This is a genomic window from Syntrophales bacterium (genome assembly GCA_030655775.1).
In the GTDB taxonomy this organism is placed as follows: domain Bacteria; phylum Desulfobacterota; class Syntrophia; order Syntrophales; family JADFWA01; genus JAUSPI01.
The window spans coordinates 1-8,291 of the sequence record JAUSPI010000272.1 but is presented as its reverse complement, the minus strand read 5'-3'; the positions used below and the strand labels follow the sequence as shown (position 1 = coordinate 8,291).

Annotated in this window: 4 protein-coding genes; all 4 read left to right on the top strand. The window is 45.2% G+C overall.

Annotated elements, in window-relative coordinates:
* Window positions 1–132: 132 nt before the first annotated feature.
* The 4 genes from Q7J27_15190 (at window position 133) to Q7J27_15175 (ending at window position 8,062) form a co-directional block, all read left to right on the top strand.
* The gene (locus Q7J27_15190; protein ID MDO9530484.1) at window positions 133–2,733 is read left to right on the top strand and encodes an Eco57I restriction-modification methylase domain-containing protein; all 2,601 of its coding nucleotides are present in this window, start codon (window positions 133–135) and stop codon (window positions 2,731–2,733) included.
* Window positions 2,734–2,755: 22 nt separating this feature from the next.
* A complete protein-coding gene (locus tag Q7J27_15185) occupies window positions 2,756–6,127 on the top strand; it encodes a helicase-related protein (GenBank protein MDO9530483.1) in 3,372 nt (1,123 codons plus the stop codon).
* Between the two features lie 326 nt (window positions 6,128–6,453).
* A complete protein-coding gene (locus Q7J27_15180) occupies window positions 6,454–7,578 on the top strand; it encodes a DUF262 domain-containing protein (protein ID MDO9530482.1) in 1,125 nt (374 codons plus the stop codon).
* A 1-nt stretch (window position 7,579) separates the two neighbouring features.
* Window positions 7,580–8,062 (top strand): HEPN domain-containing protein, encoded by a 483-nt coding sequence (locus tag Q7J27_15175; protein ID MDO9530481.1) that lies wholly within the window; start codon window positions 7,580–7,582, stop codon window positions 8,060–8,062.
* Window positions 8,063–8,291 lie beyond the last annotated feature (229 nt).

The window sequence follows — 8,291 nt, the reverse complement described above, 5'->3', positions numbered from 1 at the left end:
TTACCGGAAATTACCCCATTTTTCCCCTCATTTACGTCATTTGGGCAACAGGCCGTGTAGGTTTGACCCCTATGCATTCGCTGGCTCAAGCCTCTGTTTTTTGAAGCTCTCAATTCACCTCCCGGCTCCAAAGTGGCCTATGGGAACAACAGATTTTCGCCTGATACAGAAAAAGTCCTTCAGATGGCCCCCTTCCTTAACGGGGAGCTATTCAAGCAGGTTCCAGGCCTGGACGATATTGGATATTCAATACCGGATATGCAGGTGGAGAAATTCTTCGATTTTCTCGCCCAGTACAACTTCACGATCGACGAGAACACTATCACGGACGAGGAGCTTGAGCTGAACCCCGAATTTCTGGGAATAATCTTCGAGCGCCTGGTCAACCAGGAAGACGGCGCGGTCTATACCCCGCGTACTGAAGTCGACTTTATGTGCCGGATAGCGCTTGTCAAGTGGCTCGAAAAAAACAGCACATGCGGCAAAAAAGATCTTTACCGTTTCCTTTTCCGCGAACTTGGTTCGGGGGATGAATCTGAAGAAGATCAGCACCAGGGTGATTTTTCGCCCAGAGAGATGAAAGAGTTGCACGGTCTGCTTTCCAGGGTGACTGTTTGTGATCCGGCGGCAGGGTCCGGAGCTTTCGAGGTTGGGATGCTTCATGTTCTGCATGATGCGCTCGATAATCTTGAAAGGCGTCCGCATTTTCCAGAGGATATTCAGAAACTGGATTCTTTTGAAAGAAAGAAAGAGATCATTGCCAACACCCTCTACGGGGTAGAGGTGAAAAAGTGGGCTGTGTGGATCAATCAGCTTCGTCTCTGGCTGACCCTTTTTATAGATATGCCGGAAGATTTTCGGATGTCCAGGGAGCCTCTTTTGCCCAGCCTGGGCTTCAAGGTTCGATGTGGCGATTCCCTTGTTCAGAGAGTGGGAGGGAGACTTTTCCCGGTGCGAGGAGACGCACTGATAGGCGAAACAGCGAAACGCCGTTTGAAAAGCCTCCAAAAGCATAAATATGATTTCTTTTTCAATCGGGGCAAAACGTATGAATTCGTAAGACAGGAGGAGTACCAGGTTTTCCGTACGATTCTGGAAGAAGAGATCAAACAGAAGGAAACGGTGCTGACACAGTTGCGTGGAAGCATGGCTGGTCAGGAAGGGCAGGGTGGTTTAGGTTTTTCGGAAGGCCAAACCGGCATCGGAGACCGGAGCCTGAGGCAGAATCAGGAGCGCATAGCCGAACTGGAAAGCGAGGCCGACGAGTTGCGGCTTGAGTGCCGAAAACTTGTTGCAGATCATCCCTTCGTCTGGAACATAGAGTTTTCGGAAATATTCTTTGACAAAGGCGGGTTTGACGTAGTTATCGGCAACCCCCCCTATGTCAGTAAAGAAAAAATCAAAGACCCACTCGGAAAAGTAGAATCGGCGACAGAATACAAAGAACTTTTAAGGCAGATGGTTGCTCTTGATTTCCCTGGACATTTCGGGTCGGGTCGGTCGATCAACGGGAGATCTGATCTTTATACTTACTTCTACATCCGCTCCCTCCGGATTCTCAACCCAAAAGGCATCCATGTTTTTATATGTTCAAACTCATGGCTCGATGTGGGTTATGGGGCATGGCTGCAGGAGTTCCTGCTCCTGAATGTGCCTGTGCATTTTATCTTTGACAACCAGGCCAAACGCAGCTTCGCGAATGCGGATATTAATACGGTTATCACAGTCATGGGTGCTCCTGAAGAGAGAGAGCACTCTCTTGATAACCTGCTCCGGTTTGTTTCTATCAGAAAGCCTTTCGAGGAATCGGTTTTTACAGAAAACCTGCTTGCCATTGAAGAAAGTAAAAGTTGCTTCACCGGCGAAACAATGAGGGTTGTTCCAACTTCAGCGAAAGATTTGCTTGAAGAAGGAATGGATATTTCTGAAGAAGGCCAAAACTCTATATCAGGTATATATACGGGTAACAAGTGGGGTGGAAAATATTTAAGGGCCCCAGATTTTTACCTCCATCTGATTAATTCGAATGAAATAAGATTCTTGAAATTCGACGGGGTTCTTGGATCTAAAAAAATTGTAAAAATCATAGGCTATGTTCATGATAATAATGTCGGGGATAATTTTCCAAAAACAAAATTCATTAAAAGCATTAAGGATGCAAGTAGAATTAACATATCTGAGAATGAAGTAATTATTAAGGGTGTAAAGGATACTGGGAACTCTCGAGTTCTTGCAGATGTCCTCTTTCCAAGGACTTTTGGTGAGAAACATCTTGTTCTGTTGAACGGACTAGGTGTTGTTGGGAAGGAGTTTTATAGACTTATTGCTGAAGGTATTCCAAAAGATAGCTTGGCTCTATATATAAATTCGACTTTTTGCATCTTACAAAGAGAGCTTTTAGGCTTGGTAAATTTAGGAGGTGGCGCAATAAAGTTTAGTGCTGAGGATATAAAAATGTTTATCATCCCCAAGTCATTAGTAAGATGTTTTTTCTTTTCTGAAAAGGAAATTTTTTTAAATAGAGAGATCCAATCAGTATTCAAAGAGATCGGTATCAACCCGGAATTGGGTATACCTATATCTGAGCAAGACCCCAATCCGCTTCCCGACCGTGCCGCCTTAGATAAGATCGTTTTCGATGCTTTGGATTTGACCGAAGAGGAGCGCAAGGAAGTTTATCGGGCCGTCTGCCAGCTTGTCTGGAACAGGATCTCCCGCGCCAGAAGCGTTTAGTCGAAATATCCAGGAGGCAGACATGAGAAAAAGCGCCTTTATTACGAACGCTCCAGAAGCGACACTCAAGAAGAGGATTTCACAACTGATCGAACACAGCGAAGAGCTGAAATTTCTGGTCGGATTCTTCTACTTTTCCGGTTGGCGGGAAGTCGCGGGTTCTCTGGCGGGCCGCGATGACATCATCGTCAAGATATTGGTGGGGCTTGAAGTCGATGGCACTCTGGGGCGCATCGTCGAGCACGGTCCAGCCTCCGGCAGCCTTACCAACGAGGATAAGGCCGAGCGGTTCTTCGACTCTCTCAAGGTAGCCCTAAACGATGAAGAACTGGATTCGGAGGATTTCTATAGTCAGGTCCGCTTCTTCCTGGATCTTGTTGATGGCAACCGCCTTCTGATTCGCAGGACGGCCGACCCGAACCACGCCAAACTCTATCTTTTCAAGATCCAGGAACACCTTAGAGGAATAGCCGATACAAAATTCATTACCGGAAGCAGCAACCTCACTCGGGCTGGGATACTCGAACAGAACGAATTCAACGTGGAGATAGGAGATTACGGCACCCAGGAGGCCGAAGAGTATTTCGACGCCCTCTGGGAGAGCGCGGTCCCGATTACCGAAAACGATTCAAGACGGGGCAGGCTTTTGGATATCGTCAAAAATCGGACCCAGGCCGCGGAAGTAACCCCGTTCGAGGCTTATGCGCTTATTCTGAAAACCTATGCGGAACTCCAGGAGCAGAAAACAGTGAAACCACTGGTGATCAGGCTGCTGGAGTCGGGGGGGTATCGTGTTTATTCCTACCAGATAGATGCTGTCAACCAGGCGCTTACTGTCCTGGAGAATTATAACGGCGTGGTCATTGCCGATGTTGTCGGCCTTGGCAAATCGGTTATTGCGGGAATGGTGGCCAAAAATCTTGGTCGAAGAGGCATGATCATATGCCCGCCAAGTCTTATAGGTGATCCCAACGGGAAATCGGGGTGGAAGAAATATGTCCACGATTTCAAACTTTACGATTGGGAAGTTAGATCGTCCGGCGATCTTGAAAATGTCGCAGAGTATCTCCAGGATCAGGGAAGAGATATAGAAGTAGTTATTGTCGACGAGGTCCATCGCTTCCGCAACCAGGACACGACAGGATACGAGCATCTCAGCGTTATCTGCAAGAACCGGAAAACAATCCTTCTGACGGCAACACCTTTCAACAACACACCGGCTGATATTTTTGCTCTCTTGAAGCTCTTTATTGTTCCTGGAAAATCCAAAATTTCGCTGGATGAGAACCTGGAGGCCCGTTTCTCCCATTACCAGTATCTTTTCTTTAGACTCTCCTTTATCAGCAAAAACTGGAACTCTGCAAATGCCGAGAAAAAAACCAGAGCGGAGCGCTTCTACAAGGAACTGATAGGGGAACTCCCGATCGACTTGAGACTTGTCAAAACCCGCGCCCATACACTCTCAATGCGGATTCGGGCGACTCTTCAGCCCGTAATGATCCGAAGAAACAGGCTGGACTTGATAAATGATCCTGTCTATGGAGAAGAAGTCGAAGAGCTTTCAAAAGTAGAAAACCCCAGGGAGCTCTTTTTTGAACTTTCAAAGGAACAGTCGGCTTTCTATGATCGAGTTATCGAAGAGTATTTTGGAGAAAATGGAAGGTTTACCGGAGCGATTTACCAGCCCTTCAGCTATGAAAGCGTAAAAGATACCGAGGAGATGGACGAACTCGAAAACCGGGCCTTCCAGCAGCAACGGAACTTGTACGACTTTATGCGCCGTTTGCTTGTAAAGCGCTTTGAGAGTTCATTCGGTTCTTTCAGACGAAGCGTCGAAAACTTTATCAGAGTTCATCGTTGCGTCCAGGAATTTATTGATAATTCCGGAGGCAGGTATATCCTGGACAGGAAACTCGTGGAGCGCAGTTACGACCTTGACCCCGATGAAATCGACAAGATGCTTGAAGAATTCGCGATAGCCCTGGAGGCAGAGCGAAGACCCAGGAACGACAGAATTTACGATGTTAACGCCTTTGAACGTAAGGAGGAGTTCATGGTCGATATTGCCTCCGACCTTTCTCTTTTCGTGGAGATTGCTAAAGAGATCGATCAATTGAGCCTTGTTGAAAACGACCCAAAAGGAGAAAGACTGGTAAAAGAGATAGGAGATATCCTGAACGAATCTCAAAATGGCGCGGAACCACCTCGCAAAGTCATACTATTCTCTGAATATGTTGATACTGTAAAACACCTTGAGCCCATGCTTCAGGACGCTTTTCCGGGACAAGTCCTCTCTGTGCAGGGCAGTTTAAATGGACAGCTACTTGAGGAGATTCTTGCGAACTTCGATGCCAGCGTTAAAAAGAGGAACCAGAAGGATGATTATCGAATCCTCCTTACCAGTGACAAACTGTCCGAAGGGTTCAATTTGAATAGGGCGGGGGCCATCATCAACTACGACATTCCCTGGAACCCGACGCGCGTGATACAGCGCCTGGGCCGGATAAACAGGATCGGCGCCAAAGTCTTCGAAAAATTGCGGATATTCAACTTCTTCCCAACGGAACAGGGCTCTACTGTAGTCAGGAGCAGGGAAATTGCGGGAAATAAGATGTTCCTTATACACAACACACTGGGCGAGGATTCAAAAATATTCGATGTTGATGAAACCCCGGTGCCATCCGAACTCTTCACCAGGATCAGCCGCAACCCCGAAGAATCAGAAGAGGAAGGTATATTAACCAGGATCCGTCGCGAACTCAGCCTCATAGAAAAGGAACACCCGGACGTGATTCGGCGTATAAAAGACCTTCCCTCACGGGTGAAAACCGCAAAAAATGCAGAAAAGTACGGACTTGTTATATGCAGAAGAAAATCCCTGGGGTTCTTTGTTTCTCTTCTTGAAGGAGAAAGTGATACTGACCCGGAATCCATACTTTTTGAAGAGTGTCTGCCCCTTATCCAGTGCGGGTATTCTGAACCAAGGCTTGAGATGAGCTCTCTCTTCTGGTCTAACTACGAGAAGATGAAAAACTATTCGGAGGTTCTGCGTTCAAGCGCTAGTGATACGTCTCTTGAAACAAAAGCAATGTCCAACCTTAAAACCGCTCAGAGACACTTTGGTAGCGAGTTGGAGGAAGATCTACCTTTCATCAGAACCCTTATTCGTGATCTGAGGGATTTTCGGACCCTCCCCAAATTTACCTTAAGGCGTTTCGCCGAACTTGACATTAAGCTTGGCAAAACTGGAGAAGTCCAGCGGCTAAAGGATGAATTAGCCTTTTTGCGACGGCACCTTGGGGATGATTACCTCGATGGAATTGAAAGGAACCTCGGTTCTCTGAAAAGCGAAATCGTCGTGGCTGTGGAAAATTGGGCAGTGGCGGTAGATTAGCACGGTGAGTAAATATTTTATAAGGTGCCATAGGTGTCAGACCCGCATTGACAAAACGGATCATCCCGAAACAATTCGGAGATAAGGGATGCAAGATCGTATCCCTTATCCTGCCGGATTCCGGCAGGTTCCTGGGGTAAAGATCTTTGGAGGATGACCCAGAAGCTAATTCCCGAGAAGATGAATTGTTATGGGGGAGGAATGTAGACTTTGTCAAAAGTGTAGATCTGAGTCCTCAAGGTTATGTCTATGGGGTTTAATTTAAAAAACAAGCTCAATAAAGTAAAATATGGAAGGAGATAATAACAAGCGATGGGGGTACAAACATGGAAATAACATCTGAATCTAATGGGCGTTTGGAGTATGAGAGAGCGACAGCAATCGAAGCAGACATTCTGCTAGAGCCGATAAAGGCAGAGGACGAAGATTATGAAAGTGCACCCCCCGATTTTAATATTGTAACATTCCCTGCAGACTACACACTTGAGGTTTTGTATTCGAAATGGAAAAGTGGAGAAATCAACATCCCTTCCTTTCAGCGGAGTTTCGTATGGAAGCAGGCTCAAGCAAGTAAGCTCATCGAATCCTTTCTTGTGGGTCTACCGGTACCAGCAATTTTTCTGTATAACGAGACCAAATCTCAACAGCTTTTTGTAATTGACGGACAACAGAGGCTAAAAAGCATTTTTTATTTTTTTGAAGGGTATTTTGGGGAACCGGAGGATGACAAAAGGAAAATTTTTCTACTTACAGGGTTAAACCAAAAAAGCTGTTTCTTCAGGAAAACATATAAAGATATGGAAGATGAGGATCAGCGCAAACTAAAAAATAAAGTGCTTCGTTCATTTATAGTTCAACAAATTGATCCTGATGATGATACAAGCATGTATCACATTTTTGAAAGGCTGAATACCGGAGGTACTTTACTTACAAACCAAGAAGTACGCAACTGTGTCTATAACGGCAGTTTTGTTTCTTTTTTGGATGAGCTAAACCATTATGAAAAATGGCGAAGAATTCTCGGAAAGCCTGATCCAGATACACGGAAAAGGGATATAGAATTATTGTTGCGGTTTTTTGCTATGCGAAATTTAGAGGCATACGAAAAACCATTAAAAGATTTCCTCTCAAAATATATGAGAAAGAATAGGAACCCATCTGATGAGGTGAGAAACTCGACAAGAGTCCTCTTCTGCCGAACATGTGACACTATTTTGAAATACTTAGGTGATAAGCCTTTCCACATTCGCGCGGGTTTAAACGCCGCTGTTTTTGATGCTGTAATGTCAACGGTTTCCAATCACCTTGATGCAATCCCTTCAAATTTAAATTCTCGCTATGAAGGGCTAAAGAGAGATCCTGATTTTGAAAAAGCTACCAGAGAAAGTACAACAGATAAAGAGCGAATTGGCCTGCGTTTTGCACGCGCAGAATCAATTTTGTTTGAATGAGATGAGAATACAAAAAATTGACCAGATGGTGGAGATGTGCAAAGAGCATATCGCGAAAGCTGAGATTAACGGGACTGAAGTAGAATCACTCTTAACAAGAGCTCTTTTGGTTCTATTGTGTGCAGCATTTGAAAAAGAAATTTGTTGTATTATCGAACAGCGTGTTAGTTCTCTCAAGGACGAGGATGCTCCATTAGTAAGTTTCTTTAAAGCTTGCTCATCCTCAGTTATTCGGGGAAGGAAAAGCAGCGCGCTTGCCGATGTGTTGAATTTGTTTGGCCCGGAGTATAAAAATCAATTTAATGAACGCAAAAAGGAGCATCAAAAAGAAGAGACCTATTATAATAATATTATCACCAATAGGGACACGGCTGCTCACACAGAAGATATCCAAATGACGTTCTCAGATTTGGAAATATTTTACGATAAAGGACATATTCTGTTGGATATTTTTCAAGAAACCTTAAAAAAGACACATCTTTAATTTTTCCGGGTTTTGAAGCTATGCCTAGCAAAATCTTGGCAGCGGAACTCAAAGGGGTCAGACCTACACATTTGACAAAACACTCATTGAAGCCGGGGATACTCTGAAAATATATTCCGGAGGTCAAAGGCATGGAATACGATGAGGAGAAGGTTGACGAAATGACCCTGGCCTTGCTCTGGCTTGTGATAAAGGATGGAGGATACGGGACAACCAGAGCCTGGGTTAC